Origin of the sequence: Brucella pituitosa (assembly GCF_003049685.1) — a bacterium.
Lineage (GTDB): Bacteria > Pseudomonadota > Alphaproteobacteria > Rhizobiales > Rhizobiaceae > Brucella > Brucella pituitosa.
In genome coordinates this window covers 1362916-1388638 of record NZ_PYSY02000001.1, presented here as the reverse complement: position 1 = coordinate 1388638, position 25723 = coordinate 1362916, and the positions used below count along the sequence as shown (strand labels likewise).

Below are 25723 nucleotides of genomic sequence, written 5' to 3'. Positions count from 1 at the left end.
ATGACAAATGATCTTGCGCGCAAAGCTCGTTCAGTTGACCATCTGGTGCTTCCAGTTTCTCAACTGAGTGAGGCGCGCAAGAGACTTTCCCACTTGGGATTTACAGTGGCGCTGGACGCACAACATCCGTTCGGCACCGCTAACGTCTGCAGTTTCTTTGCAGACGATACTTATCTCGAAATGTTGGCTGTGGACCGCTCGCCGCTTTATGAAGCCGCCGCGCAGCGCAACAACAGCTTTATCCAGCGTGATTTATCCTACCGTTTTCGCAACGGCGACGACGGTTTTTCCGGAATAGCTTTCAAGACAGATGATTCGCGTGGTGATCATGCGGAATTCAAGCGTCGCGGTATTTCCGGCGGTCGCATGGTCGAGTTTTCGCGGACTTTCACCTCGTCTGAAGGTAAACGCGAAACAGGCAGCTTCCGTCTGGCTTTTGCTGCCGATCTGCGCGCGCCGGATGCATTTTTCTTCACCTGTCAGCGTCTGGCTTATCCCAAGACAGACCGCTCGCATCTGATCACCCATGAAAATGGCGTGACGGGTTTGCGTCAGATATTATTGTGCGAGGAGAAACCAGAAGATTTCTCAGACCTGCTTCAGGGTGTCTTTCATGCACCTGCTCGCAAAGAGGAAGATGGTTCACTGGCAATTTCCGCCAACAATTCCGATATAGCGGTCATGACGCCGACACAGTTTGATTGCTGTTTTGGATGGTCGCCGGTCCTTCATGGTCGTGGTTTGCGGCTTGCCGGTCTGGTCTTCTCGGTTGCTTCGCTTTATGCGGTTGAGCAGCTTCTCGTTCGCAACGGAATCGTTTTCACAAAGAGCGAAAGCCGTATTTGCGTCACTCCGGCTCCGGGCCAGGGGACGTTGTTTGTATTTGAAGGTTCCAAGTCATGACGACCGCAAATTCTGCCGTTAAAATCGGCAATGTTACGTTCTCCAACAGTGCGCCTTTGGCTTTGATCGCCGGGCCTTGCCAGATGGAAAGCCGTGAACACGCGTTCGACATGGCTGGCCGTCTGGTGGAGATCACCAATAAGCTTGGCATGGGGCTTGTTTATAAGTCGAGCTTTGACAAGGCGAACCGCACCTCGCTTAGCGCGCAGCGCGGCATTGGTCTGGAAAAGGCGCTCGAAGTTTTTGCCGATCTCAAGAAAGAATTCGGTTTTCCTGTTCTGACTGATATTCACACCGAAGCGCAGTGTGCGGAAGTCGCTGATGTCGTTGATGTCTTGCAGATTCCTGCATTTCTTTGCCGCCAGACCGACCTTCTGGTCGCTGCTGCAAAGACAGGTCGTGCGGTCAATGTCAAAAAAGGCCAGTTTTTGGCGCCGTGGGACATGAAGAACGTGCTTGCCAAGATTACTGAGAATGGCAATCCAAATGTCATGGCGACCGAGCGCGGCGCATCCTTTGGTTACAATACGCTTGTTTCGGACATGCGCTCGCTGCCAATCATGGCTGGCTTTGGTTCGCCTGTGATTTTCGACGCAACCCATTCCGTTCAACAGCCCGGCGGGCAGGGTGGTTCTTCCGGCGGTCAGCGTGAGTTCGTTGAAACGCTTGCAAGTGCCGCTGTTGCTGTTGGTGTTGCTGGTGTTTTCATTGAAACGCACGAAGACCCGGACAATGCACCGTCTGACGGACCAAACATGGTGCAGATCGATAAAATGCCTGCACTTCTCGAAAAATTGATGGCATTCGACAGGATTGCTAAATCGATTTAAAATTTCATCAGGAATTCACAGGCGGGGGATTTTCCTCCGCCTTTTATTTCTATAATGAAGTCTCACATCGGATTTCTTCAATGTGCCTCGTAACAAAGCGGGGCTATCTACAGGGAAGGACTTGCCCCTATGACTGCAATCATCGACATCGTTGGTCGCGAAATTCTCGACAGCCGCGGTAACCCGACCGTCGAAGTAGACGTCGTACTGGAAGACGGCTCTTTTGGCCGCGCTGCGGTGCCATCAGGCGCTTCGACTGGTGCGCATGAAGCCGTTGAGCTTCGTGACGGCGGCAGCCGCTATCTCGGCAAGGGCGTTGAAAAGGCCGTTGAAGCAGTTAATGGCAAGATTTTTGACGCAATCGCCGGTATCGATGCTGAAAGCCAGTTGCTGATCGACCAGACACTGATCGATCTCGATGGTTCGCCAAACAAGGGTAATCTCGGCGCGAATGCAATTCTCGGCGTTTCGCTTGCTGTTGCCAAGGCTGCCGCACAGGCAACCGGCCTTCCACTCTACCGCTATGTTGGCGGCGTCAACGCCCACGTTCTGCCAGTTCCAATGATGAACATCATCAATGGCGGCGCGCATGCTGACAATCCAATCGATTTTCAGGAATTCATGATTCTGCCAGTGGGCGCTTCGTCGATCCGCGAAGCTGTCCGTTATGGTTCAGAAGTATTCCACACGCTCAAGAAGCGTTTGAAAGATGCTGGCCACAACACCAATGTCGGTGATGAAGGCGGCTTCGCTCCAAACCTCAAGAGCGCACAGGCCGCTCTCGATTTCGTACTGGAATCGATTGAACAGGCCGGGTTCAAGCCGGGCGAAGACATCGCAATCGGTCTTGATTGCGCCGCCACCGAATTCTTCAAGGACGGTAACTACGTCTATGAAGGTGAGCGCAAGACCCGCGATCCAAAAGCTCAGGCCAAGTATCTTGCAAAGCTTGCTGCTGATTACCCTATCGTTTCGATTGAAGACGGTATGGCTGAAGACGATTGGGAAGGCTGGAAGTATCTGACCGATCTGATCGGCGACAAGTGCCAGCTGGTTGGTGACGATCTGTTCGTAACGAACTCGGCTCGCCTGCGCGACGGTATCAAGATGGGCGTTGCCAACTCGATCCTCGTCAAGGTCAACCAGATTGGCTCGCTTAGCGAGACGCTGGATGCCGTCGAAACTGCCCATAAGGCCGGCTACACCGCTGTCATGTCGCATCGTTCGGGCGAAACGGAAGATTCGACCATTGCCGATCTCGCAGTTGCAACCAACTGCGGTCAGATCAAGACCGGTTCGCTGGCTCGTTCCGACCGTACGGCGAAGTACAACCAGCTCATCCGTATTGAAGAAGAACTTGGCAAGCAGGCTCGTTATGCAGGCCGCAGCGCGCTGAAGTTCATCTAAGCTTTAGTAACTTTATCAGTTGAAAAGGCGGGCTTTGGCCCGCCTTTTTCGTTGCGTCTTCGTGCGGACATATTTGCTTGTTCTCTAAGATTGCAAACGGGGAGCAAGGTCATGTCGAACGATACGCTGGGTTTTTATGCGAATAACGCCACTACTTATGCAGCCCGCTCCAGCGTGAATCCAAAACTGGAGAGTTTTCTTGCGCATGTTCGTCCAGCTGGGCTTATTCTAGAGCTTGGCACAGGGAGTGGCCAGGACGCCAAGGCGATGCTAGCGCGTGGCTTTGACGTCGATCCGACCGATGGTTCAGGAGAACTGGCTGCGGAAGCCTCGGCGCTATTGCAGCGTCCTGTCAGGCAGATGTTATTCCATGAGCTTGAAGCAGTTGAGCGTTATGATGGTATTTATGCATCCGCGTCGCTCCTTCATGCAAGTCGTGCGGACCTGCCCGATATTGTGCGGCGTATGCACCGGGCACTCAAACCGGGTGGCTGGCTCTGGGCGAGTTTTAAGGATGGTCCGGGTGAAGGTCACGACGCGCTTGGACGATACTATAATTATATGAGCGCCGATGAGATCGCCCGCATCTGGAACGATAATACAGCATGGAATGCTGTGTCACTGGAGAGCTGGCAGGGCAGCGGCTACGATCAGAAGCCGACCTTGTGGCATTCGGTAATGTCGCAGCGGTGACTGTCTGGCGGTTTTTAGAGCGCATCCCGAAAAGTGTGAAACGGTTTTCGGACAAAGATGCGCGTTAAAACATATATTTAGAGCGCCGATCTGATCCAATCAGATCGAAACGCGCTCTAAACCGATTCCTTTTTGCTTGAGCCAATCATCCAACCTAAACGCTGAGGCTCGAAGCCCTTCTTTCTATCTTGCGCAGTCAGTCACGCCTTATTTGACAAATCAAATTACATTGATATCAATATAAATGTAATTGCCCGTTTCATTTGGTGTCCTATTTCAGGGGAATGCCAAGCGAGGGTAGACGCATCTAATCAGAAATGGGCGGGCCAAAATGGGAGAGAGAAATGGCTTATATTGAAGGGTTTGTTGTCGCGGTGCCTAAGGCGAACAAGGACACCTACCAGAAACATGCTGCCAAGGCCTCGGCCTTGTTCAAGGAATTTGGCGTGACGCGTATGGTTGAGGCCTGGGGCGATGATGTGCCTGACGGCAAAGTCACTGATTTTCGCCGCGCAGTGCAGGCAAAAGACGATGAAGAGGTTGTCTTCTCGTGGTTTGAATACCCGGACAAAGCCACGCGAGACGCTGCTAATGAAAAAATGATGAGCGATCCGCGCATGAAAGAAATGGGCGACACCATGCCATTTGACGGCAAGCGCATGATCATGGGTGGCTTCTCAACCATTGTTGATGTGTAATTTGCACAGGAATTGTTGTTCAGATGGCGGCTTCGGCCGCCATTTTTTATTCAGGCAACGGGAGCATGATTGCAAAAAAATCTGCTTCTGAATGCTCTGTCATCACTCTGCGGTAAAGCTCTGTTAAGCAAAATAATGCTTCATGGTGGAAATCGGATTGACGCTGTCAGAGCGCGTTCGGTCTGATTCGAACAGATCGGCATTCTGACTGTCTTTATTATCGCACACCCTGTTCCGAAAACCGGTTCCCACTTTTCGGGGTGCGCTTTAATTCAGAATCAAAGCCGCTCTGACTATCCGGGAAGGAAGCCGAAATGTGGACCAAGCAGAAACGTAAATCGATCCGCGGCCGTTTTGTGCTGCCTATTCTGACGGCTGCGTTTCTTAGCTATTTCGGTTTTCACGCCTATCATGGCGAGTTTGGTCTTTATTCCCGTATTCAGCTTGAAGAACAGAAAAGCCTGCTTACCCAGCAGCTTGAGAAAGTGACTGCCGACAGGGCTGCACTTGAGAAGCGCGTCACGCTTTTGCGCGACGGGTCGATCGAAAAGGATATGCTTGACGAGCAGGCGCGCAGGGCGCTTAATCTCTCTCATCCCGATGAAATGACGATAATCATTTCAAGGGAAGACCGGTCAAATTAACTCAAATCCAGTTAATTGTCTTTTTGTGATATGTTTTTAAGGGCTTGGCGGCATAGCAGCTATGCTCTGGGTGCATATTGTATCTTGTAAATTGCCCGTATAACGTCACAATAGAACAACAATCCTAGAGCGCTGTTTACCCTTCGGGTGTTTAATGTCGCTCTGGTAATTTGAATCGATGCATCATGTCTTCCAAAAATCGATCCCGATTTTTGGGGTGGATGCTTAAGGGAGCGAGATATGGCACCGAGGGCTAAAAGGGCGCCTGCCGGCAAAATGCAGGCGTCTTCTGTTACAACCCCCAAGGCACCTGCGCCTGCAAACTTCGACAAGAAGCAGGAACTGGCCGCTTATCGTGAGATGTTGTTGATCCGCCGTTTCGAAGAAAAGGCCGGTCAGCTTTACGGTATGGGTTTCATCGGCGGCTTCTGCCATCTCTACATCGGTCAGGAAGCCGTTGTTGTTGGCATGCAGACAGCGTTGAAGGAAGGCGATCAGATCATCACTTCCTACCGTGACCATGGTCACATGCTTGCTACCGGCATGGAAGCGCGCGGCGTCATGGCCGAGTTGACCGGGCGCCGTGGAGGCTACTCCAAGGGCAAGGGCGGCTCCATGCACATGTTCTCGAAAGAGAAGGGCTTTTACGGCGGCCACGGTATCGTTGGCGCTCAGGTTCCGCTTGGAACCGGTCTTGCCTTCGCTAACAAGTATCGCGGCAATGACAATGTTTCCGTGACTTATTTCGGTGATGGCGCTGCCAATCAGGGTCAGGTCTACGAAGCCTTCAACATGGCATCGCTGTGGAAGCTTCCTGTGATCTACGTGATTGAAAACAACCGTTATGCAATGGGTACTTCGGTTTCGCGTTCTTCCGCTGAAACAGATTTCTCCAAGCGCGGTGTTTCGTTCAATGTTCCCGGAATCAAGGTTGACGGCATGGACGTTCGCGCCGTTGCCGCTGCTGCCGAGTTCGCTGTCGATTGGGCACGTTCCGGCAAGGGTCCATTGATTCTTGAAATGGAAACCTATCGCTATCGCGGTCACTCGATGTCCGATCCTGCGAAATATCGCTCGAAGGACGAAGTGCAGAAAATGCGTTCCGAACATGATCCTATCGAACAGGTAAAACAGCGCCTGATCGAAAAGGGCTGGGCCACTGAAGAAGAGCTGAAGGAAATCGACAAGGAAGTTCGTGACATCGTCGCTGATTCCGCCGATTTCGCTCAAAACGATCCAGAGCCGGATGCTTCCGAGCTCTACACGGATATTCTGCTCTAATTCGAGAAAGGTGTTGTCATGCCCGTAGAAATTCTCATGCCTGCTCTTTCTCCGACGATGGAAGAGGGCAAACTGTCCAAGTGGCTTAAAAAAGAAGGCGACAAGGTTACGTCTGGCGACGTGATCGCGGAAATCGAAACCGATAAGGCGACGATGGAAGTTGAAGCTGTCGATGAAGGCACAATCGGTAAAATTCTCATCGAAGAAGGCACGGAAGGCGTGAAAGTTAATACGCCAATTGCTGTGCTGCTTGGCGATGGCGAAAGCGCCTCCGACATTGGTTCTGCTCCGGCAGTCAAGGCTGAAGCACCGAAGGAAGAAGCAAAAGAAGCGCCAAAGGCTGAAGAAAAGAAAGCTGATAGCGTGCCTGCTGCTCCTAAGGTCGAAGTTGCTGCTGATCCGGATATTCCAGCTGGTACGGAAATGGTTTCGACAACTGTGCGTGAAGCGCTGCGCGATGCCATGGCCGAAGAAATGCGCCGTGACGAGAATGTCTTCGTCATGGGCGAAGAAGTTGCCGAATATCAGGGCGCTTACAAGATCACGCAGGGGCTTCTTGATGAATTCGGCCCACGCCGCGTTGTCGATACCCCGATCACCGAACACGGTTTTGCCGGTGTTGGCGTTGGTGCCGCAATGGCTGGCCTGAAGCCAGTTGTTGAATTCATGACGTTCAACTTCGCCATGCAGGCGATTGACCAGATCATCAATTCGGCGGCCAAGACGCTCTATATGTCCGGTGGCCAGATGGGCGCACCAATGGTGTTCCGCGGCCCTTCGGGTGCGGCTGCCCGCGTTGCTGCTCAGCACTCCCAGTGCTATGCCGCATGGTACAGCCAGATTCCGGGCCTCAAGGTCGTCATGCCTTATACGGCTGCTGACGCGAAGGGCCTGCTCAAGGCTGCTATCCGCGATCCAAATCCGGTCGTCTTCCTCGAAAACGAAATTCTTTACGGTCATCATTTTGATGTGCCGAAGCTTGATGATTTCGTTCTGCCAATCGGCAAAGCCCGCATTCATAAGCAGGGCAAGGACGCGACCATCGTTTCGTTCGGTATTGGCATGACCTATGCGGTCAAGGCTGCAGAAGAACTGGCCGGTCTTGGTATCGATGTGGAAATCATCGATCTGCGCACCATCCGTCCAATGGACATTCCGACGGTTGTGGAATCGGTCAAGAAGACCGGTCGCCTCGTCACCGTTGAAGAAGGCTACCCACAGTCTTCTGTTGGTACTGAAATTGCCACACGCGTCATGCAGCAGGCGTTCGATTATCTCGATGCGCCGATCCTGACGATTGCAGGCAAGGACGTACCGATGCCATATGCGGCAAATCTTGAAAAGTTGGCTCTGCCAACTGTTGCAGAAGTGGTAGAAGCGGTGAAAGCCGTGACCTACACCGCCTGAGGAGGTACTGGACATGCCGATTAAGATCACCATGCCAGCGCTTTCGCCAACCATGGAAGAAGGCAATCTTTCCAAGTGGCTGGTTAAAGAAGGCGACAAGGTTACGTCCGGCGATGTGATTGCCGAGATTGAAACCGATAAGGCGACGATGGAAGTCGAAGCTGTCGACGAAGGCACCGTTGCCAAGCTGGTCGTTCCTGCCGGGACCGAAGGCGTCAAGGTCAACGCGCTGATCGCAATTCTCGCCGAAGACGGCGAGGATGTTGCGGAAGCAGCGAAAGGTGGCGATTCCGCTCCTGCACCAAAGGCAGAAACGCCTAAGGAAGAGCCCAAAAAGGAAGCGGCACCTGCGGCAGCTCCGGCTCCTGTAAAGGCTGAAGCCCCAGCGGCTGCTCCGGCTGCAAGTAAAGGCGCTGAGAACAAGGGTGAACGCGTCTTTGCATCGCCGCTTGCTCGCCGCATCGCAAAGGACGCTGGCGTCGATGTTTCTGCTGTAAAAGGCACTGGCCCATATGGCCGCGTCGTTCAGCGTGACGTTGAATCTGCGATCAAGTCGGGCGGCACAAAAGCTGCTGCGGCTGCACCGCAGGCAACAGCATCTGCTCCAAAGCCTCAGTCGGATGATGCTATCCTCAAGCTCTTTGAAGAAGGCACATACGAAATCGTTCCTCACGACGGTATGCGCAAGACCATTGCCCGCCGTCTGGTGGAATCGAAGCAGACTGTTCCGCATTTCTATCTGACGATCGATTGCGAACTTGATGCGCTGCTGGCTCTGCGTTCGCAGATCAACGCCGCCGCACCGCTGATCAAGACAGAGAAGGGCGAGGTTCCGGCCTACAAGCTTTCTGTCAACGATCTGGTGATCAAGGCTGTTGCTCTTGCGCTGCGCGATATTCCTGAAGCCAACGTCTCATGGACTGAAGGCGGCATGATCAAGCACAAGCGTGCGGATGTCGGCGTTGCTGTCTCCATCCCGGGTGGTCTGATTACGCCAATCGTGCGTCAGTCGGAATCCAAAACGCTGTCCGCTATCTCCAATGAGATGAAGGACCTGGCCAAGCGTGCGCGTGATCGCAAGCTCAAGCCTGATGAATATCAGGGTGGTTCGACCTCTGTGTCCAACCTCGGCATGTTCGGCGTGAAGGACTTTGCAGCGATCATCAACCCACCACATGCGACGATCTTCGCAATCGGTGCGGGCGAACAGCGTGCAGTGGTCAAGAACGGTGAAATCAAGGTCGCGACGGTTATGTCCGTCACCCTTTCCACCGACCACCGTGCCGTTGATGGCGCTTTGGCTGCTGAACTTGCACAGGCCTTCAAGCGTCACATCGAAAACCCGATGGGTATGCTGGTGTAATATGACATTAACGCCAAGGCTTTTCGTCGCCTCTACTATCGGGAAAAGCCTTGGCGGTTTCTCTGCTGTCAAGAACGATATACTGATGCCCAAGTTGCTCGCGTGGCTTGGGTTTGCTTTTTTTAGTTTTATTTTTCAGTTTATTGATCAGGTTTATTTGCCGCGGAGTCGTAACGTATGAAGTCTATTTCATGCTTTGGTGATTCATTGACGTGGGGCTATCAGGCTCCCAATGGTGCGCGCCTTCCACTGGAAGATCGCTGGCCATCGGTTCTGCAGAATTTACTTGGTTCACAGGCAAATGTGATTGCCGAAGGGCTGAGCGGTAGAACGACTGCCTTTGATGATTATACAGCTGCGGAAGACCGCAATGGCGCTCGTATTCTGCCAACATTGCTCGGCACGCATTCCCCGCTTGATCTGGTTATTATCTTGCTCGGTAGCAATGATATGAAACCGCAGGTCGTGGGTGGAGCATTTTCAAGCTGTTCCGGTATGCGCAGACTGATCCAGATCATTCGTTCGCATCCTTATGGTCAAGGCTCGAGCGTCCCTGAAATTCTTATCGTAGCGCCACCACATATCAGCGAGAGCGCTGATCCGGCTTTTGCTTCGATGTTTGCGGGCGGCATTGTTGAAACTGCCAAGTTGGGTCCGTTGCTTTCCGGACTTGCCGATGAGATGAAATGCGCGTTTTTTGATGCTTCGACTGTCGCGAAAACCACACCGCTCGATGGCGTGCATCTGGATAGAGAAAATACCCGGGCAATCGGACAAGGGCTGGAGCCTGTTGTTCGTGCAGTGCTCGGTCTGTAAATTATTGGGCCGATGATATCGGCTTTTTGAACAGTGAAAGATATGCCGGTGATCTGGCATAAAGACCACTCGAGGAGAATGAGCGTGTCCAACAGTTACGACGTTATTGTTATCGGATCGGGTCCTGGAGGCTATGTCGCGGCTATTCGTGCGGCACAGCTTGGGCTCAAGACGGCTGTTGTAGAACGCGAACATCTCGCTGGTATCTGCTCCAACTGGGGTTGTATTCCAACCAAGGCGTTGCTGCGTTCAGCAGAAGTGAAGCACCTTGCCGATCATGCTAAAAATTATGGCCTGAAGCTTGAAGGCTCTATCACTGCCGACATCAAGGCTGTTGTTTCCCGTTCGCGTGGCATTGCAGAGCGCATGAATGGTGGCGTTGGCTTCCTCATGAAGAAGAACAAGATCGACGTGATCTGGGGTGAAGCAAAGCTTTCCAAGCCGGGCGAAATCGTTGTTTCCAAGACCTCCAAAGCGCCGATGCTGCCACAGGCGCCACAGCCTAAGAACACGCTTGGTGAAGGCACTTACAAGGCCAAGCACATTATCGTCGCGACGGGTGCACGTCCGCGTGCGCTTCCGGGTATTGAGCCAGATGGCAAGCTGATCTGGACTTATTTTGAAGCCATGGTTCCACAAGAACTGCCTAAGACCATGCTGGTCATGGGTTCTGGTGCAATCGGTATCGAATTCGCTTCGTTCTATAACGACATGGGCGTTGACGTTACTGTCGTTGAACTGATGTCGAATATTATGCCTGTTGAAGACGCGGAAATCTCGACTTTCGCGCGCAAGCAGCTTGAAAAGCGCGGCCTCAAGATCATCACAGACGCCAAGGTTTCCAAGGTTGAGAAGGGTGCAAACAATGTGACCGCCCATATCGAAACCAAAGACGGCAAGGTTCAGACGCTGACCGTTGATCGCATGATCTCGGCTGTTGGCGTTCAGGGCAACATCGAGAATATTGGCCTTGAAGCGCTTGGCATCAAAACAGATCGCGGTTGCATTGCCATCGATGCTTATTGCAAGACCAATGTTGACGGCATTTACGCGATTGGCGACGTTGCGGGTCCACCAATGCTGGCTCACAAGGCTGAGCATGAGGCCGTAATCTGCGTCGAAAAGATTGCCGGTTTGCCGAATGTCCATCCGCTCGACCGCAACATGATCCCGGGCTGCACCTATTGTAATCCACAGGTTGCCTCTGTTGGCCTAACTGAAGCCAAGGCAAAAGAGCTGGGACGTGATATTCGCGTTGGACGGTTCCCATTTGTCGCCAACGGCAAGGCAATCGCACTTGGTGAAGATCAGGGTCTGGTTAAGACCATTTTCGACAAAAAGACCGGACAACTGCTGGGCGCACATCTGGTCGGTGCGGAAGTAACGGAACTTATTCAGGGCTTCGTTGTCGCGATGAACCTTGAAACCACAGAAGAAGAGCTGATGCATTCGGTCTTCCCGCATCCGACAATTTCCGAGACAATGAAGGAAAGCGTGCTGGATGCCTATGGCCGTGCGCTGAACATGTAAACCAGAAACGCTCTTAAACAGGAGTAAGCACATTCCGCTGATCGATAATGGAGGGCCTTGGCGGCGTGCCGCCTGGCCCATGGTCAAATGGTGTACCGCAGGCGGTCTTGCACTGGGTTTTCTTGCAGGAAGCTTCAGCTTGATCGGCGGAAACACCATATCGATCAACGGAATGGCGATTGCTGGCTGGTACGGTGTCTGGACACTGACCTTGGCACTTGGCTTTGGCGGCCTTATATTCGGCCTGATATGGGCTCTGGTTTTCAGAGCGATTGGAATTGCAGCGAGACGGTAAGCCGCAGTTATAGGCATTGCGCAGCAGTGCTTCAAATTGTTAGGGCAAGCCACATTCAGAGGTCTACCCATTGTTGGAGCACAAAGCCTGCAGGCATTTTGTTCCAGATAGGCAGGAAACAGCATGGTTACAGTTCTCGATACAGTGAACGAGAGACGTCAGCGGCATCCTGAAAAGGCTCACCGTCCAGACAATGAAGTTCTGAAGAAGCCGGATTGGATCCGCGTCAAGGCACCCGTTTCGCGCGGGTACAATGAAACGCGTGAGATCGTCCGCTCCAACAAGCTTGTCACTGTTTGCGAAGAAGCCGGTTGCCCGAACATTGGCGAGTGCTGGGAAAAGAAGCACGCGACCTTCATGATCATGGGTGAAATCTGCACCCGTGCTTGCGCGTTCTGTAATGTTTCCACCGGTATTCCAAAAGCTCTCGATCCGAATGAGCCGGAAAATGTGGGCCGTGCCGTCAAGCAGATGGGGCTGACCCACGTGGTTATCACGTCAGTTGATCGTGACGATCTGGCCGATGGTGGTGCGCAGCATTTCGCAGATGTCATTCTCGCAATCCGTGAAGCTGCGCCAAAGACGACGATTGAAATTCTGACGCCAGACTTCCTGCGTAAGGAAGGCGCGCTTGAGATCGTGGTTAAGGCACGCCCGGATGTGTTCAATCACAATCTGGAAACAGTGCCTTCGAAGTATCTCAAGGTTCGTCCTGGCGCGCGCTATTTCCACTCCATTCGTCTGTTGCAGCGTGTGAAGGAACTCGATCCGACAATCTTCACCAAATCCGGCATCATGGTCGGCCTTGGCGAAGAGCGGAACGAAATTCTGCAGCTGATGGACGATCTTCGCTCTGCGGACGTGGATTTCATGACGATTGGCCAGTATCTCCAGCCGACCCGTAAGCACCATCCGGTTATCCGTTTTGTGACTCCGGATGAATTCAAGTCTTTCGAGACGATTGGTCGTACCAAGGGCTTCCTGCTGGTTGCGTCCAGCCCGCTGACACGTTCATCGCACCATGCTGGCGATGATTTTGCGAAGCTGAAGGCTGCACGTGAAGCGCAGGTCGCAGCACAGGCTTAATATCGCATGCCGCAGTTTACGAATGTCAGACGAGTTCACCACAAGGCAGAGCATATGTTTGCTTTGGTTGCGGATGTTGAAAAATATCCGCAATTCCTGCCTATGTGCGAGGCCCTTTCGATCCGGTCACGCAAGGAAAAAGATGGCAAAACACTTTTAGTTGCCGATATGACCGTGGGTTACAAAGTGATCCGTGAGACTTTTACCAGTCAGGTTTTTTTGAAGCCGGAAGAGAACGTCATCGATGTGAAATATGTCGATGGTCCATTTCGTTATCTCGATAATCGCTGGACGTTCAAACCGGTTGGCGATGGTTCGGAATGCGACGTCGAGTTTTTCATCGATTATGAGTTCAAGAGCAGAACACTTGGGCTTCTGATGGGGTCGATGTTTGATCTGGCCTTCCGCAAATTCTCGGAAGCCTTCGAGAAGCGTGCCGATCATATTTACGGTCTCGTCTGACCTAAGAATTTAGTGCGGCAAGAACCAGTGCTAGCGCAGATAGCACTGTCTCGTGACGAATATCTTCACGTGATTTTTCACCAAAACGGCATTCTTTGTGCAGTGTTGCAAAGCCTTGACGGGCGCTTGCAATATGCACAAGGCCAACGGGCTTTTCAGCCGATCCGCCGCCGGGACCGGCAATGCCTGTCACGGCGATGCTGATGCCCGCGCGCGAATGAGCGAGCGCGCCTTCAGCCATGGCAATGGCCACTTCCTTTGAAACTGCACCATTGCTGTTGATCAACGCAAGCGGAACACCGATCATTTCGTTCTTGGCTTCATTGGAATAGGTGACGAAACCCCGATCCACTACATCAGATGAACCGGTAATATCGGTCAATGCGCCAGCAATAAGCCCGCCTGTGCAGGATTCTGCTGTCGCAATCATGATGCCGCGTTTGCGGCAAGCGTTGAGTACGTCGATGGCTTGGGCTTCCGCAACAAGTGTCATTCAGGAACCTCACCGGGATAGATCACTGTTGCCGTCACAATAGCAGCAATACCTTCACCACGCCCAACAAAGCCCATTTTCTCGTTGGTGGTCGCTTTTACGGAAATGCGGTCGAGGGAAATTCCCAGCATATTTGCCATGGCTTCCGTCATTGCGGGGCGGTGTGGTCCGATCTTGGGTTCTTCGGCGATAATCGTCACATCGGCATTGGCAATGCGCCCACCGGCTTCGCGGACGATTTTCACCGCATGTTCAACGAAAATATGCGACGCTGCACCCTTCCACTGCGGATCGGAAGGCGGGAAATGCGTGCCGATATCACCTGCACCGCGCGTTGCAAGCAATGCGTCGGTTAAGGCATGCAGCGCGACATCTGCATCAGAGTGGCCGTTAAGCTTCTTGTCGTGTGGAATTGCAACGCCACAGAGCGTGACATGATCGCCGGGTTCAAAGCTGTGAACGTCATAGCCATTGCCTGTGCGGATATCTGGAAATGAAGTCATGCCATGCCTCAATCGTTTGTCGGCCATCTCGATATCTTTGGCCCATGTTAGTTTCGTATTGTCCGCGGAACCCTCAATGATGCGTACTGAAAGCCCATAGAATTCCGCAATGGATGCATCGTCCGTAAAGTCGGAGCGACCGCTGGTGAATGCTTTTTCATGCGCGTCGAGGATCGGTGCAAAGGGAAAGGCTTGCGGTGTCTGTGCCGAGAAAAGACCAGCGCGCGGAACGGTTGTCTTAACGGTTCCATCACTGGCCGATTGCTTCAGCGTATCGGACACGGCGAGCGCGGGCAGTACACCTTCTTCTGGCGTCAGATTGTCGAATATCCGCGCGAGAAGGTCCTGCTCTATAAAGGGACGCACGCCATCATGAATGAGCACGTATTGCGGGGCGTTTTCGCTAAGCGCCAGTAGCCCAAGCCGGGTCGATTCCTGTCGCGTGGGGCCGCCGGTTACAACGCGTATATTCGAGGAGCGATCAGTAATGGCGTTTTCATAAAGTGTGGCGTCATCTGCATGAATGACCACGACGATCTGGTCAATCTCAGTGCAATGCGCGAAAGCACGCAACGTGCGCGCAAGCACAGCTTCGCCGCCGATCCGCCGATATTGTTTCGGCCCCTCAGTGCTCTGTCCCGCCCGTTCGCCACGCCCCGCGGCTACGATGACTGCTGCTGCCCGTGAAATGTCGGTCGCCTTTGCCAAAAGATTCATCTATTCAAACAATCGTCTGCAAGCCGAATAATGCCTTGCGCAAATAATTGCCATACCGCAATGGATTTATCAGCGCAGGCACGCGCTTTTCCTTGCGTTCAATGCATTGAGTGATTAAAGTGTGTGCTAATTGCATCATGCACATCAAATGGGCATTTCTTGGTGACTCTCCTCGAACAACCTCTGAACATACGTGGCGTGGTACTTCAAAACCGCGTTTTTCTCGCGCCCATGTCGGGTGTTTCTGACCTTCCATTCCGGAAACGCGCTGCCGAGGCTGGCGCAGGTATGGTCGTTTCGGAGATGGTTGCGAGCGCAGAACTCTGCAATCGGCATAAAGAAAGCATGCTGCGCCTTTCTGGTGAGGGGCTGGGCACGCATGTCGTGCAGCTCGCAGGGCGTGAAGCGCACTGGATGGGCGAAGCGGCCAGGATTGCCGAGGGAGAGGGTGCGGATATCATCGATATCAATATGGGCTGCCCCGCCAAGAAGGTGACGGGCGGCTATTCCGGTTCAGCGCTGATGCGCGATCTCGACCATGCGATGACATTGGTTGAAGCTACGGTAAATGCTGTCAAAGTTCCGGTTACGCTCAAAATGCGTCTCGGTTGGGATGAAAATAGCATCAATGCGCCGGAATTGGCAAAGCGTGCCGAAGATGCGGGCATTGCGATGGTCACGGTCCATGGCCGCACCCGTTGTCAGTTCTATGAGGGCACCGCCGATTGGGACGCTATTCGTGCCGTGCGTGATGTGGTGAAGATTCCATTGGTTGCCAACGGTGATGTGTTATCGCGTGCCGATGCCGAGGAGTTGTTGCGTCGTTCGGGCGCGGACGCTGTTATGGTTGGGCGCGCATCCTACGGACAGCCGTGGTTGGCCGGTGCGATTGCGGGTAGTGATTTTGCGCCGCATTCTCCAGAAGAAGTTCTTTCTTATATTATAAGACATTACGAAGATATGCTCGACCATTATGGCAGCAAGACTGGTATCCGCCATGCAAGAAAGCATCTCGGCTGGTATCTGGATCGCCATGTGGACGAGGCATTCTCGTCGCCAGAACAATCTAAAAAAACTAAGGCTGAAATCATGACGCTCACCGACCCTGAAGCGGTTATCGTGGCGCTCGCCCGTGTATTTCTGCGTGATGCAAATCCTGCAGACGTAATCAGAAAGGTCGCATGATGGTCGGAAGAACCGAAGCGGGTGGCATTCCGGGCATAATTCTGGATGCGATCAATCAACCTGTCATCATGGTCAGCACTGACAATCATATCGTTTATGCCAATATGGATGCGGAGCAGTTTTTCCGCTCTGGTTCCTCCATACTGGCGCGCAACCGGCTGGAATCCTTTCTTCCTTTCGGAAGCCCGTTATTGGCTTTGGTTGATCAGGTTCGCACCAGTCAGGTGCCGGTTAACGAATATCGCGTCGATATATCGTCTCCCAAGCTTGGTGCTGAGCGCATCGTTGATCTTTATGTGGCTCCGGTGATCGAGACTCCGGGCGCTGTGGTGATCCTGTTTAAGGAGAAGACCATGGCGGAGAAGATCGATCGCCAGATGACGCATCGTGGCGCCGCGCGTTCTGTGACAGGGCTTGCTTCCATGCTGGCGCATGAAATCAAAAACCCGCTTTCCGGTATTCGCGGTGCAGCACAATTGCTTGAACAGGTGGTAACGGACGAAGATCGTGCACTTGCGCGGCTCATCACCGATGAAACTGATCGTATTGTTAAGCTCGTCGATCGTATGGAAGTGTTTTCCGACGAGCGTCCAATCGAGCGGACTGCAGTCAATATTTATTCGGTGCTCGACCATGTGAAGGCCATAGCACGCAATGGATTTGCGCGGCATATTCGCTTCGTTGAGGAATATGATCCCTCATTGCCGCCTGTCTTTGCCAATCGGGATCAACTGGTTCAGGTGTTTCTTAATCTGGTGAAGAACGCAGCTGAGGCTCTCGGTGACCGCGAAGGGGCTGAGATCACACTTTCAACAGCCTATCGTCCGGGCATTCGCTTGCAGGTTCCTGGCGCGAGTGACCGCGTGGCTTTGCCACTCGAATTCTGCGTGCACGATAATGGTCCGGGCGTTCCCGAAGATATGCTGCCACATCTGTTTGATCCATTTGTGACCACAAAGACCAATGGTTCAGGTTTGGGACTGGCGCTTGTTGCCAAGATTATCGGTGATCATGGCGGTGTGATTGAGTGCGACAGCCATCCGTCCCGTACAACATTCCGCATACTCATGCCTGCATGGAAGAGTTCTGCCGATAACACGAGTTCAAAGAGCTCAAAGATGTCTGCAAAGACAGGAGATAACGCATGATTGCCGGACGTCCGACAGGTACGATTCTCGTCGCAGATGACGATGCTGCAATCCGTACGGTGCTTAATCAGGCACTGTCTCGTGCAGGCTATGATGTTCGGGTGACGTCCAATGCAACATCGCTCTGGCGCTGGGTAGCCGCTGGTGACGGTGATCTGGTCATCACAGACGTCAATATGCCGGACGAGAATGCCTTTGATCTGCTTCCGCGCATCAAGAAGATGCGCCCTGATCTGCCGATCGTGGTGATGAGCGCGCAGAATACCTTCATGACCGCAATCCGCGCTTCGGAAGCCGGTGCCTATGAATATCTGCCAAAACCTTTCGATTTGACTGAGCTTATCAACATTGTGGGTCGTGCGCTCTCTGAGCCCAAGCATAAGCCAGCAGCCGCGATGCCTGATGAGCAGGCCGAGAACATGCCGCTGGTCGGTCGTTCGCCTGCGATGCAGGAAATCTATCGCGTGCTTGCCCGTATGATGCAGACCGATTTGACCATGATGGTCACAGGTGAGTCGGGTACGGGTAAGGAACTCGTTGCACGAGCGCTTCATGAATATGGTCGCCGCCGCAAAGGGCCGTTTGTCGCAATCAATATGGCTGCGATCCCGCGTGATCTGATCGAGTCCGAATTGTTCGGCCATGAAAAGGGTGCCTTTACTGGCGCACAGAACCGTTCAAGCGGACGTTTTGAACAAGCCAATGGCGGCACGCTGTTTCTTGATGAAATCGGCGATATGCCAATGGAGGCGCAGACGCGCTTGCTGCGTGTGTTGCAGCAGGGCGAATATATGACAGTTGGCGGTCGCACGCCGATCAAAACCGATGTGCGCATCGTGGCTGCAACCAACAAGGATCTGCGTCAGCTCATCGCGCAGGGGCTTTTCCGCGAAGATCTTTATTACCGTCTCAATGTTGTGCCGCTGCGCCTGCCGCCATTGCGCGAGCGTAGTGAGGACGTGCCCGATCTGGTACGTCATTTCTTCAAGCGAGCTGCTGAGGAGGGGTTGCCGGAGAAGCGTATTACTGCTGCCGGGTTCGACATGATGCGTCGCTATCCATGGCCGGGCAACGTGCGCGAGCTGGAAAACCTTGTGCGCCGGTTGGCCGCTCTTTACCCGCAGGACGAAATCTCACCGGAGATCATCGAAGCCGAACTGAAGTCCGAGCTATCAAAGCCTGACGTTCCGGTTTCCACATCTGCCGATATCGAGAATATCACCATTTCGCAGGTGGTAGAGCACAATATGCAGCGTTATTTCGCGTCCTTTGGCTCTGATCTGCCACCGCCGGGTCTCTATCACCGTGTTCTCGCAGAACTGGAATATCCGCTGATCCTTGCTTGTCTCACTGCTACGCGTGGCAATCAGATCAAGGCAGCAGAGATTCTTGGACTGAACCGCAATACGTTGCGCAAGAAGATCAGAGAGCTTGGCGTCAACATTTATCGTGGTGCTAAACAGAGTTAAGCCATCATTACGCGCCGAAATCCGCTGACTCTTTTGAGAAGTCGTAGTTAGATCGTCGATCTAACTATTTGTCTGGCGCATTATCCAACGCAAAACTGCTTCGCACTTTTGCTGGAAATGCTTAAAAGCTGTAAACAATCGTTGCATTTTCGCCACAATGCGTTGCATAGATGCAACGCTATTGGGTAACATGGTTAACATGAACACAGCGAATCTGACGACGGATATGGACGGGGAAGAGCGATCATCACGTGCGGGTGAGGGGCGCAGGCTTCTCGCATTGCCCGGTATTATCACCGTTGTTTCGGCGCTGATCACGGCATCGATTTCTTTTGCCATTCTTATTGGTATTACGCCAATCACACCTGATCGCAACGTGACGCTGGCGCTCGTTATCGTCAATGTTGCGCTGATTGTTTTTCTGATCCTGCTGATTTGTCGTGAAGTCTATCGCATTGTGTCGGCGCGCCGGTCAGGAAAGGCTGCTTCCCGGCTGCACGTCCGTATTGTTGCGCTGTTCTCACTGATTGCGGCTATTCCGGCCATCTTGGTGGCAATCGTTGCGTCGGTGACGCTCAATCTTGGGCTTGATCGCTGGTTTGATACCAATACGCGCGACATTGTGAGTTCATCGCAAAGTCTGACGACTGCTTACATTCGTGAAACGGCACTCAATCTGCAAAGCACATCGTTCTCGATGTTGCAGGAACTCGATGCTCAGCGCACGCTTTACAGCCTCGATCGGGGCGGCTTCATCCGCTATATGACGCTCCAGGCCGGTGGTCGTGGGTTGCTTGGCGCATTCCTTGTGCGTGAAGGCGGCGATGTCATTGTCAAAAGTGAAACCGGTGTTGAGACGCGCCTTCCACCTCCTACCGAAGATGCATTGAAAACTGCCGTTGATGGCAAGCCTGTGATCATTCCTCCAGGCAACAGTAATTTCGTCGGTGCGGTTATAAAGATGCGCGAGATACCGGATCTTTATCTTTACACGGTTCGTGCCGTTGATCAGCAGATTCTGGAAGCCATGCGCCTGATGGAAGCGAACACGCAGCGCTATCAGGAGATGGATGCCAATCGTATTCCGACCCAAATCGCTTTTGCGTTGCTCTATTTCGGTTTGACGCTGATTCTTCTGTTATCGGCTATATGGACTGGTATTGCGGTTGCTGACCGTCTCGTACGTCCAATTCGCCTGTTGATTGGGGCAGCTGATAATGTGGCGGCGGGTAATCTCGATATTTCCGTGCCTGTTCGTTCATCGGATGGTGACGTGGGGGCGCTTTCGGGAACGTTCAACAACATGGTTGCGGAGCTGAAGAGCCAGCGTAACGAACTTATTTCTGCAAAAGATCAGATAGATGAGCGTCGCCGGTTCTCCGAAGCAGTGCTTTCGGGTGTGACCGCCGGTGTTATTGGGATTGAATCCGATGGCTCCATTTCGATCCTCAATCGCTCTGCCGAACACATGTTCGGGGTGAGCTCACAGGATGCAATTGGCAAAAGCCTTACCAGTATTGCGCCGGAAATTGGACAGGCCTTTGAGGTCGCACGCACGACAGGACGCACTGTGCATCGCGAACAAGTCAGCATGACTCGTGGAGGTGCTGCACGCAACTTCAACGTGCAGGTTACGGTAGAGGACGCGGAATCTGACGATTATTCCTATGTGGTGACGGTCGATGATATTACCGATCTTGTTCAGGCACAGCGTTCTTCCGCATGGGCCGATGTTGCGCGTCGCATTGCACATGAAATCAAGAACCCACTGACCCCGATCCAGCTTTCAGCAGAACGCATTCGCCGTCGTTACGGCAAGGTGATTACGGAAGACCGGGAAGTCTTCGATCAATGCACGGAAACGATCATCCGGCAGGTCGGTGATATTGGTCGCATGGTTGATGAGTTTTCCGCTTTTGCGCGTATGCCGAAGCCGGAAATGCGTGCGATGGACCTGCGCGAAGCGCTTCGTGAAGCATCCTTTCTTATCGAAGTCAGCCGGAATGATATTCATTTCAACCATGAATATGGTTCTGAAAAGCTCATCGGCTCTTTCGATAGCCGATTGCTGGGACAGGCCTTTGGTAATGTCATCAAGAACGCCAGTGAGGCTATTGATGCGGTTTCCAAGGAAGAGCGTGGGGATGGATATATTCTCGTTCGGTCGCAAAAAATCGACGGACAACTCGTGGTCGATGTTATCGACAACGGTAAAGGTTTGCCGGGCGATGACCGTCAGAAACTGCTCGAGCCCTATATGACCACGCGTGAAAAGGGCACGGGACTTGGTCTCGCTATCGTTCGCAAGATTGTTGAAGAACATGGCGGACATCTGGAATTGCATGATGCGCCAGCAGATTTCCACGGAGGACGTGGCGCAATGATACGTATGATCTTTCCTGAGATTTCCACCGGTGTGACCGGTACGGAAGAGGGGAATCACGGAAACAAGATAATTGGACAGGTGAATTGATATGGCAGCCGATATTCTTGTAGTTGACGATGAAGCGGACATTCGGGAACTCGTTGCAGGTATTCTGAGCGACGAAGGCTATGAAACCCGTACTGCTTTTGACGCTGACAGTGCGCTCGCAGCCATCGATGATCGTGTGCCGCGTCTGGTGTTCCTCGATATCTGGTTGCAAGGCAGCCGTCTTGATGGGCTAGCGCTGCTTGACGAGATCAAGAAGCAACATCCTGAGCTGCCTGTTGTTATGATTTCCGGTCACGGCAATATCGAGACAGCAGTGTCCGCGATCCGTCGCGGCGCTTATGATTTCATTGAAAAGCCATTCAAGGCTGACCGCCTCATTCTGGTTGCGGAGCGCGCTCTGGAGACATCCAAGCTCAAGCGTGAAGTTTCTAACCTGCGTAAGCGCAGTGGCGATAATCTGGATTTGATCGGTGCGTCGCTGGCTATCAATCAGCTTCGCCAGACAATCGAGCGCGTAGCGCCGACCAATAGCCGTATTATGATCACTGGTCCTTCCGGTGCCGGCAAGGAGTTGGCCGCGCGTGCCATTCATGCGCAATCAACGCGCGCCAATGGGCCGTTTGTAACGGTCAATGCTGCAACCATTACGCCGGAACGCATGGAAATCGAGCTGTTCGGTACGGAAATGGATGGTGGGGAGCGCAAGGTTGGTGCGCTTGAAGAAGCGCATGGGGGTATTCTCTATCTCGATGAAGTTGCCGATATGCCGCGTGAGACGCAGAACAAGATTTTGCGTGTGCTGGTCGATCAGCAGTTTGAGCGGGTGGGTGGAACCAAGCGTGTGAAGGTTGACGTCCGCATCATTTCTTCGACCGCACAGAACCTTGAAGGCATGATTGCAGAAGGCACATTCCGCGAAGACCTTTTCCATCGTCTTTCGGTGGTGCCGGTGCATGTGCCAGCCCTTGCGGCGCGGCGCGAAGATATTCCAGCGCTGGTCGAATATTTCATGACGCAGATTGCCGAACAGGCCGGTATCAAGCCGCGCAAGATCGGTTCCGATGCGATGGCGGTTTTGCAGTCCCATAGTTGGCCGGGCAATATTCGTCAGTTGCGCAATAATGTGGAACGCGTGATGATTCTGGCGCGTGGCGATGATCCGGAAGCGCCAGTAACCGCCGACCTTCTGCCAGCAGAAATTGGTGACACGCTGCCGCGTGCACCCACTGAGTCCGATCAGCATATCATGGCCCTACCTTTGCGCGAGGCACGTGAGCGTTTCGAGAAGGAATATCTGATTGCACAGATCAACCGCTTCGGTGGCAATATCTCGCGTACTGCTGAATTCGTCGGCATGGAACGCTCGGCTTTGCATCGCAAACTGAAATCTCTCGGCGTATAAGAGAATTACAAGTTTAATGCAGGCGGGATGATATGCGGGTAATCGTATGCGGAGCAGGGCAGGTTGGCTATGGCATCGCCGAGCGGCTTGCTGCTGAAGAAAATGACGTCTCCGTCATCGATACGTCTGCACGACATATCGAGATCGTCCGCGATACGCTGGATGTACGCGGCTTTGTTGGTCATGGGTCTCAACCCGATGTGCTGGCTGCTGCTGGTGCCAACGAAGCTGATATGATTATCGCAGTCACCCTATCTGACGAAGTCAATATGGTGGCGTGTCAGGTGGCGCATTCAGTTTTCAACGTGCCGACCAAGATCGCACGCATTCGCGCGCAGTCTTACCTCAAGGCCGAGTATCAGGACCTGTTCCTGCGCGAAAACTTGCCCATCGACGTTATTATTTCACCGGAGCTTGAAGTCGGTGAAGTCGTCTTGCGGCGTATCGCCTTGCAGGGGGCTACTGATGTTCTGCGATTTGCCGATGATAAAATCATCGGTCTTGCAATCGAATGCCTTGATGAATGTCCGGTTATTAATACGCCGCTGAAACAATTGTCAGACCTGTTTCCCGATCTCGCGGCAACGGTCGTTGGCGTTGTTCGCAATGGCAGCCTTTTTATTCCGCGTTCGACGGATCAGCTTCATGCCGGCGATCTCGCCTATGTGGTGACAACCCGCGAACAGGTTCGCAGAACGCTTTCATTGTTCGGGCATGAAAAGCCGGAAGCACATCGTATTGTCATTGCTGGCGGCGGAAATATCGGACTTTATGTTGCCAAAGCGATTGAAGAACGCAAATGGCAAACACGGATCAAGATGATCGAAAGCGAGCACGACCGCGCTTTTGCGATTGCTGATCAGCTTAACAGAACAATGGTTCTGCATGGCAGCGCGCTTGATCAGGCGCTTTTGCAAGAAGCAGATATCGAAGATGCTGATCTTTTTGTGGCACTGACCAATCAGGATCAGGTCAACATTCTATCGAGCATCATGGCGAAGCGTCTTGGCTGCAAGGCTAACATGGCGCTGATCAATACCGTCGCTTATCAGGATTTCACCCACATGGTGGGTATCGATGCATACATTAATCCGAAGGCAGTGACTGTATCGAAGATATTACAGCATGTTCGGCGTGGCCGTATCCGGGCGGTTTATAGTGTCTATCGCGATATGGCTGAAATTATTGAGGCTGAAGCGCTTGAGACCTCCTCATTGGTTGGAGCACCTTTGCGCGACCTCGACCTGCCGGAAGGTTTGCGAATCGGTGCGATTTATCGCGACGGGCAAGTTATCCAGCCAAACGGTAATGTAAGGATCAAACCGCGGGATCGTGTTGTGATTTTTGCAACTGCGGATGCGATCAAACATGTGGAACAGATGTTCCGCGTCAGCCTTGAGTTTTTCTGATCACCCGGCTTTGATTAAAATAGGGCAGTACTTTCATCGGGGCTTATATGGATATCTGCACTTTTTGGTACGGACCGCGTCTGCGTGAAGTTGATCAAATCTGTCTGGCCTCGATGGTCATGACGGGTCAACGCGTGAAATTGTTTTCTTACGCGCTAATAGAAAACGTGCCACAGGGAGTAGAACTGTGTGACGCCAGCGAGATATTGCCCGAACTGGTTTTTAAACGGCTGGATCCGGGATATCCAAACTTTCGCAGCAGGACGACCATCGTTCAGTTCAGCGATATTTTCCGTATAATGCTGATGAAGCACAAGCAGGGCGTCTGGCTTGATACAGATGTCTATCTGCTCAAACAATTTCATCCTGATCCGTTAAAGCCGTATCTCGCACGTGAGAATCGTTTCCGAGTGGGAGTTTCAGCGCTTTATCTGCCGCACGACCATCCTATCATCCGCGAATTTGAAGCTTATGTTGCTGCGAGCTATCCATTGCCTCGCTGGCTTGGCCTGAGACGCGGTAAGCTGCGTCCGCTTTATTATCGAATGACTGGCAAAGACATTACACCAGCCGCCATCGGGATCACGATCTTCGGCAATGATGGTATTTCGCGTTTGGCCCGCAAGTACGGCATATTCAAAAATGCGGCACCGCAGGAGAATTTCTACTACTGGGTCGGGAAGGAAGCTACACGCATTTATGACCCTGCTTATGGCCTGGAACCAACGAAGCATCCGGACTTTATCGGATTTCATATCCATAAGAAGCACAAGGAAGTGGTTTTTCTTAAGCCCGGTAGCTTTTATATGTGGGCGATTGAGCGTGTTAAACCACTACTCGATGCGCCATTCCAAGATGTCGTTGAGACAATGTAACAAATTGGCCTAAGGCTTTTTCCTCTCAGCTCCTTGAAAAGAATGCCAGATTTGTGGGGCCAGAAAGATTTGCCTGCATGCATTTGAAATTGCCGGTTGCGCAAAGATTCCCATCCTGTTAACCGAAGCTAAAGAGCGAAGCAGTTGTCTTTCCACAGCAATTGCGATCAGTGACCGGTTTTGCGCAATCCGGGAGCTTGATTTATGTGTGTGCGCGTGCTCGTCTGGCATTTGGCGAGCTGACTGCTGATCGATTAAAGGAATAAAAACAATGGCTGAACGATCGCAAAATCTTCAAGACCTTTTTCTCAATTCTGTACGCAAGCAGAAAATTTCACTGACCATCTTCCTTATTAATGGCGTGAAACTCACGGGTATCGTGACGTCCTTTGACAATTTCTGCGTATTGCTGCGTCGCGATGGCCATTCGCAGCTTGTATATAAGCATGCAATTTCGACCATCATGCCAAGTCAGCCTGTGCAGATGTTCGAGGGCGAGGAAGTCTGACGCTTACCAGTTATTGGCCAGCTTAACTGGCCAGTTTTTGCTGGAGCGTGGTGATTTCGCAAAGCTGTCACTCCGCTCCAGTTTTTTCGATTCCAATCTCGCCAGATCTGGTGTTCGGATTGTAATTTGATTAGCCGGGGCGTCGTCTGCATAATTTCTTAAATC

24 protein-coding genes and 1 pseudogene are annotated in these 25723 nt (G+C 52.6%); 23 read left to right on the top strand and 2 right to left on the bottom strand.

Going from position 1 to position 25723, the window contains the following annotated elements; all coding sequences use genetic code 11:
- The 14 genes from C9380_RS06815 (at position 1) to C9380_RS06750 (ending at position 13415) form a co-directional block, all read left to right on the top strand.
- Positions 1-903, top strand: coding sequence for a VOC family protein (locus C9380_RS06815; protein ID WP_128093266.1), 903 nt, complete (start codon positions 1-3; stop codon positions 901-903).
- Positions 900-1733 carry a 3-deoxy-8-phosphooctulonate synthase gene (kdsA, locus tag C9380_RS06810; protein WP_128093265.1) on the top strand — a complete coding sequence of 278 codons (834 nt, stop codon included), beginning with the start codon at positions 900-902 and terminating at the stop codon, positions 1731-1733. The genes C9380_RS06815 and kdsA overlap by 4 nt, the downstream gene beginning before the upstream one ends.
- Positions 1734-1862: 129 nt before the next feature.
- Complete coding sequence (gene eno / locus C9380_RS06805) at positions 1863-3140, top strand: phosphopyruvate hydratase (protein ID WP_024897107.1); 1278 nt, start codon at positions 1863-1865, stop codon at positions 3138-3140.
- Between the two features lie 111 nt (positions 3141-3251).
- Complete coding sequence (locus C9380_RS06800) at positions 3252-3833, top strand: class I SAM-dependent methyltransferase (RefSeq protein ID WP_128093264.1); 582 nt, start codon at positions 3252-3254, stop codon at positions 3831-3833.
- A gap of 344 nt (positions 3834-4177) precedes the next feature.
- The gene (locus tag C9380_RS06795; RefSeq protein WP_024897109.1) at positions 4178-4531 is read left to right on the top strand and encodes a DUF1428 domain-containing protein; all 354 of its coding nucleotides are present in this window, start codon (positions 4178-4180) and stop codon (positions 4529-4531) included.
- A gap of 314 nt (positions 4532-4845) precedes the next feature.
- A complete protein-coding gene (locus C9380_RS06790; protein ID WP_024897110.1) occupies positions 4846-5175 on the top strand; it encodes an FtsB family cell division protein in 330 nt (109 codons plus the stop codon).
- Between the two features lie 240 nt (positions 5176-5415).
- The gene (pdhA, locus tag C9380_RS06785) at positions 5416-6456 is read left to right on the top strand and encodes a pyruvate dehydrogenase (acetyl-transferring) E1 component subunit alpha (protein ID WP_024897111.1); all 1041 of its coding nucleotides are present in this window, start codon (positions 5416-5418) and stop codon (positions 6454-6456) included.
- Between the two features lie 18 nt (positions 6457-6474).
- Positions 6475-7863, top strand: a complete 1389-nt coding sequence (locus C9380_RS06780; RefSeq protein WP_128093263.1) for a pyruvate dehydrogenase complex E1 component subunit beta — start codon at positions 6475-6477, stop codon at positions 7861-7863.
- Between the two features lie 13 nt (positions 7864-7876).
- Positions 7877-9226, top strand: a complete 1350-nt coding sequence (locus C9380_RS06775) for a pyruvate dehydrogenase complex dihydrolipoamide acetyltransferase (RefSeq protein WP_128093262.1) — start codon at positions 7877-7879, stop codon at positions 9224-9226.
- 177 nt (positions 9227-9403) lie between these two features.
- Positions 9404-10042, top strand: a complete 639-nt coding sequence (locus C9380_RS06770) for an SGNH/GDSL hydrolase family protein (RefSeq protein WP_128093261.1) — start codon at positions 9404-9406, stop codon at positions 10040-10042.
- An 84-nt stretch (positions 10043-10126) separates the two neighbouring features.
- On the top strand, positions 10127-11572 hold the full coding sequence (gene lpdA, locus C9380_RS06765) for a dihydrolipoyl dehydrogenase (RefSeq protein WP_100558899.1): 1446 nt from the start codon (positions 10127-10129) through the stop codon (positions 11570-11572).
- Positions 11573-11651: 79 nt separating this feature from the next.
- Positions 11652-11867, top strand: a complete 216-nt coding sequence (locus tag C9380_RS06760) for a hypothetical protein (protein WP_036567093.1) — start codon at positions 11652-11654, stop codon at positions 11865-11867.
- Positions 11868-11990: 123 nt separating this feature from the next.
- Positions 11991-12953, top strand: a complete 963-nt coding sequence (gene lipA / locus C9380_RS06755; RefSeq protein WP_024897118.1) for a lipoyl synthase — start codon at positions 11991-11993, stop codon at positions 12951-12953.
- A 6-nt stretch (positions 12954-12959) separates the two neighbouring features.
- Positions 12960-13415, top strand: coding sequence for a type II toxin-antitoxin system RatA family toxin (locus C9380_RS06750; RefSeq protein WP_024897119.1), 456 nt, complete (start codon positions 12960-12962; stop codon positions 13413-13415).
- Position 13416: 1 nt separating this feature from the next.
- On the opposite strand, the gene C9380_RS06745 is transcribed toward C9380_RS06750, so the two are convergent.
- Positions 13417-13908, bottom strand: coding sequence for a CinA family protein (locus C9380_RS06745; protein WP_128093260.1), 492 nt, complete (start codon positions 13906-13908; stop codon positions 13417-13419).
- Positions 13905-15128: a bifunctional 2-C-methyl-D-erythritol 4-phosphate cytidylyltransferase/2-C-methyl-D-erythritol 2,4-cyclodiphosphate synthase gene (locus C9380_RS06740; protein ID WP_128093259.1), complete on the bottom strand. Its 1224-nt coding sequence runs from the start codon at positions 15126-15128 to the stop codon at positions 13905-13907. Before C9380_RS06740 ends, C9380_RS06745 begins: the two co-directional genes overlap by 4 nt.
- Before the next feature lie 162 nt (positions 15129-15290).
- Here C9380_RS06740 and dusB point away from each other — a divergent pair, with 162 nt between their 5' ends.
- From dusB to hfq, 9 genes and pseudogenes are all read left to right on the top strand, one after another.
- Positions 15291-16313: a tRNA dihydrouridine synthase DusB gene (dusB, locus tag C9380_RS06735; protein ID WP_210249739.1), complete on the top strand. Its 1023-nt coding sequence runs from the start codon at positions 15291-15293 to the stop codon at positions 16311-16313.
- On the top strand, positions 16313-17461 hold the full coding sequence (locus C9380_RS06730) for a two-component system sensor histidine kinase NtrB (protein WP_128093644.1): 1149 nt from the start codon (positions 16313-16315) through the stop codon (positions 17459-17461). The genes dusB and C9380_RS06730 overlap by 1 nt, the downstream gene beginning before the upstream one ends.
- Complete coding sequence (ntrC, locus tag C9380_RS06725; RefSeq protein ID WP_024897124.1) at positions 17458-18930, top strand: nitrogen regulation protein NR(I); 1473 nt, start codon at positions 17458-17460, stop codon at positions 18928-18930. Before C9380_RS06730 ends, ntrC begins: the two co-directional genes overlap by 4 nt.
- Before the next feature lie 157 nt (positions 18931-19087).
- Entirely contained in the window at positions 19088-21403 is a 2316-nt protein-coding gene (locus C9380_RS06720; protein ID WP_024897125.1) for a sensor histidine kinase NtrY-like, read from the top strand.
- A gap of 1 nt (position 21404) precedes the next feature.
- Positions 21405-22766, top strand: a complete 1362-nt coding sequence (gene ntrX / locus C9380_RS06715) for a nitrogen assimilation response regulator NtrX (RefSeq protein ID WP_024897126.1) — start codon at positions 21405-21407, stop codon at positions 22764-22766.
- A gap of 32 nt (positions 22767-22798) precedes the next feature.
- Positions 22799-24175 carry a Trk system potassium transporter TrkA gene (gene trkA / locus C9380_RS06710; RefSeq protein WP_024897127.1) on the top strand — a complete coding sequence of 459 codons (1377 nt, stop codon included), beginning with the start codon at positions 22799-22801 and terminating at the stop codon, positions 24173-24175.
- A gap of 47 nt (positions 24176-24222) precedes the next feature.
- The gene (locus tag C9380_RS06705) at positions 24223-25050 is read left to right on the top strand and encodes a glycosyltransferase (RefSeq protein ID WP_100558907.1); all 828 of its coding nucleotides are present in this window, start codon (positions 24223-24225) and stop codon (positions 25048-25050) included.
- Between the two features lie 49 nt (positions 25051-25099).
- Positions 25100-25316 (top strand): annotated as a pseudogene (locus C9380_RS28485) (hypothetical protein).
- A 5-nt stretch (positions 25317-25321) separates the two neighbouring features.
- A complete protein-coding gene (hfq, locus tag C9380_RS06695; RefSeq protein ID WP_007875113.1) occupies positions 25322-25558 on the top strand; it encodes an RNA chaperone Hfq in 237 nt (78 codons plus the stop codon).
- Positions 25559-25723: the final 165 nt, after the last annotated feature.

Excerpts from the sequence above, each read along its gene's own strand:
- C9380_RS06815 (WP_128093266.1), top strand. The coding sequence starts at position 1 with ATGACAAATGATCTTGCGCGCAAAGCTCGTTCAGTTGACCATCTGGTG.
- kdsA (WP_128093265.1), top strand. The coding sequence starts at position 900 with ATGACGACCGCAAATTCTGCCGTTAAAATCGGCAATGTTACGTTCTCC.
- eno (WP_024897107.1), top strand. The coding sequence starts at position 1,863 with ATGACTGCAATCATCGACATCGTTGGTCGCGAAATTCTCGACAGCCGC.
- C9380_RS06800 (WP_128093264.1), top strand. The coding sequence starts at position 3,252 with ATGTCGAACGATACGCTGGGTTTTTATGCGAATAACGCCACTACTTAT.
- C9380_RS06795 (WP_024897109.1), top strand. The coding sequence starts at position 4,178 with ATGGCTTATATTGAAGGGTTTGTTGTCGCGGTGCCTAAGGCGAACAAG.
- C9380_RS06790 (WP_024897110.1), top strand. The coding sequence starts at position 4,846 with ATGTGGACCAAGCAGAAACGTAAATCGATCCGCGGCCGTTTTGTGCTG.
- pdhA (WP_024897111.1), top strand. The coding sequence starts at position 5,416 with ATGGCACCGAGGGCTAAAAGGGCGCCTGCCGGCAAAATGCAGGCGTCT.
- C9380_RS06780 (WP_128093263.1), top strand. The coding sequence starts at position 6,475 with ATGCCCGTAGAAATTCTCATGCCTGCTCTTTCTCCGACGATGGAAGAG.
- C9380_RS06775 (WP_128093262.1), top strand. The coding sequence starts at position 7,877 with ATGCCGATTAAGATCACCATGCCAGCGCTTTCGCCAACCATGGAAGAA.
- C9380_RS06770 (WP_128093261.1), top strand. The coding sequence starts at position 9,404 with ATGAAGTCTATTTCATGCTTTGGTGATTCATTGACGTGGGGCTATCAG.
- C9380_RS06760 (WP_036567093.1), top strand. The coding sequence starts at position 11,652 with ATGGTCAAATGGTGTACCGCAGGCGGTCTTGCACTGGGTTTTCTTGCA.
- lipA (WP_024897118.1), top strand. The coding sequence starts at position 11,991 with ATGGTTACAGTTCTCGATACAGTGAACGAGAGACGTCAGCGGCATCCT.
- C9380_RS06750 (WP_024897119.1), top strand. The coding sequence starts at position 12,960 with ATGCCGCAGTTTACGAATGTCAGACGAGTTCACCACAAGGCAGAGCAT.
- C9380_RS06745 (WP_128093260.1), bottom strand. The coding sequence starts at position 13,908 with ATGACACTTGTTGCGGAAGCCCAAGCCATCGACGTACTCAACGCTTGC.
- C9380_RS06740 (WP_128093259.1), bottom strand. The coding sequence starts at position 15,128 with ATGAATCTTTTGGCAAAGGCGACCGACATTTCACGGGCAGCAGCAGTC.
- C9380_RS06730 (WP_128093644.1), top strand. The coding sequence starts at position 16,313 with ATGGTCGGAAGAACCGAAGCGGGTGGCATTCCGGGCATAATTCTGGAT.
- ntrC (WP_024897124.1), top strand. The coding sequence starts at position 17,458 with ATGATTGCCGGACGTCCGACAGGTACGATTCTCGTCGCAGATGACGAT.
- C9380_RS06720 (WP_024897125.1), top strand. The coding sequence starts at position 19,088 with ATGCGTTGCATAGATGCAACGCTATTGGGTAACATGGTTAACATGAAC.
- ntrX (WP_024897126.1), top strand. The coding sequence starts at position 21,405 with ATGGCAGCCGATATTCTTGTAGTTGACGATGAAGCGGACATTCGGGAA.
- trkA (WP_024897127.1), top strand. The coding sequence starts at position 22,799 with ATGCGGGTAATCGTATGCGGAGCAGGGCAGGTTGGCTATGGCATCGCC.
- C9380_RS06705 (WP_100558907.1), top strand. The coding sequence starts at position 24,223 with ATGGATATCTGCACTTTTTGGTACGGACCGCGTCTGCGTGAAGTTGAT.
- hfq (WP_007875113.1), top strand. The coding sequence starts at position 25,322 with ATGGCTGAACGATCGCAAAATCTTCAAGACCTTTTTCTCAATTCTGTA.